Annotated in this window: 1 protein-coding gene; it reads left to right on the top strand. The window is 44.3% G+C overall.

Features of this window, described 5'->3' with window-relative positions; all coding sequences use genetic code 11:
* Window positions 1-513: 513 nt before the first annotated feature.
* Window positions 514-1,818 carry a group II intron reverse transcriptase/maturase gene (ltrA, locus tag H5300_RS26450; RefSeq protein ID WP_310736199.1) on the top strand — a complete coding sequence of 435 codons (1,305 nt, stop codon included), beginning with the start codon at window positions 514-516 and terminating at the stop codon, window positions 1,816-1,818.
* The last annotated feature ends 79 nt before the right edge of the window (window positions 1,819-1,897 follow it).

The raw sequence follows: 1,897 nt of genomic DNA, 5'->3' as shown, positions 1-1,897 counted from the left end.
CTTGATGGTGTGCCACAGGCACATAAGATTGCAGCATAAGGATATGCATAATGCTTATGGCTAAGCTTGAGAAGAGATGGTGGTAGGTCCACCGGAGTCTGTTGTCGGAAGCTGGCTCCAAACCGCTTCAAGCTGCGAGTATTAAGAGTACTGGTGGTGAGCGTTGAAGAAAAGAGCGTTATAAAACGTTCAGGTATGAAATGAGAAGACGAGTTATCGAACCTATGATGACGCATCGTAACCCAAAGACTCGACATCAAAAGCCAGTAGCGTCTAAGGCTGGTGATAAATTTACAGGTTGCTCCGAAGGCTGTGTAAGTGGTGTCCGGTGTAAAGTAGGCGTGATCTCATTTTAGGCTCTTTTCAGGAACTGTGGGAACCAGTCGTTAGAATGCTAAGGAAGAAATACAAGTCATTAAAATGGTAAGTATGAGAGTACCAATGTCTAGCACTGGGACGGAACGACTCGTAGTAGTAAGGAAGCGCTTGTAATGAGCGTGGAGCGAAGGGGTCGTGTTAAACAGTATTCACTCTTATCCAACTGCATTTGGTGTAGGAGGAGATATTATGACGAATACGCATCGATTTGAAATTGACAAGTGGCAGGTCGTACGGGCTTACCAATTGGTCAAAGCGAACAAAGGAGCTGCAGGCATAGATAAGCAATCTATGTCCGACTTTGAAAAAGACTTAAAGAACAATCTGTATAAAATCTGGAATCGAATGTCGTCAGGGTGTTACTTTCCACCGGCTGTTAAGGCGGTGGCAATACCAAAGAAATCTGGTGGCGAGCGAATACTCGGCATACCAACCATTGAAGATCGAATAGCACAAATGGTCGCTAAACTTAGCTTCGAACCATTGGTCGAGCCTCACTTCCTTAATGATTCATATGGATATAGGCCTAATCGCTCAGCGATAGATGCAGTAGGCGTGACTAGAAAGCGCTGTTGGTATCAAGATTGGGTGTTAGAATTTGATATAAAAGGGTTGTTTGACAACATCTCACATGAATTGCTAATGAAGGCAGTGCGCAAGCATACGAACTGTAAGTGGTTGTTACTGTATATTGAGCGGTGGTTAGAAGCTCCAATGGTAAAAGACGATGGAGAGATAATAGAGCGAAGCATGGGGACGCCGCAAGGCGGGGTCATAAGCCCAGTGTTAGCGAATTTGTTTTTGCACTACGTCTTTGATAAATGGATGCAGAAAAATCACTCAGGTGTGAAATGGTGTCGATACGCAGATGATGGGCTTGTACATTGCAATAGCGAAGAGCAAGCACAGCAAATGCTAGCAGAGCTTCAGAATAGGTTTAAAGATTGTGGGCTCGAAATGCACCCAACGAAGACCAAAATTGTCTATTGCAAGGACGGTACTCGAAAGGGGCGATATGAGAACACAAACTTCGACTTCTTGGGTTATACATTCAGACCTCGACTATGCAGAAATAGGCATACTCAAGGTACCTTCATCAGTTTTACCCCTGCGGTGAGTAGAAATGCTCAAAAAGGGATGATAAAGAAAATCAGAATGTTAGCTATTCGAAAGCGAACGGGTTTAAGTCTTGAACAAATAGCTAAGTGGATTAACCCAATGATAAACGGGTGGATAAACTACTATGGCAGTTTCTGTCGTTCAGAGCTGTATCGAGTCTTCCGTCAGATAAACAAAGCGTTGATCTGGTGGGCAAGACGCAAATACAAAAAGCTGCAACGACGTAAAACGAGAGCGGGTAAATTTATGGATAAAATTGCCAAAACTCATCGCTATCTTTTTGCTCACTGGCGAATAGGTATGAAAGGATCGATGGTTTAATGGGAGCGGTATGAGTCGAGAGGCTCACGTACCGTTCTGCGAGGGGCTGCAGGGGAAGTTCCTGCGGTCTACTTTCCTC

Origin of the sequence: Vibrio sp. SG41-7 (assembly GCF_014164465.1) — a bacterium.
Lineage (GTDB): Bacteria > Pseudomonadota > Gammaproteobacteria > Enterobacterales > Vibrionaceae > Vibrio > Vibrio splendidus.
This window is presented reverse-complemented; position numbering and strand designations above follow the sequence as displayed.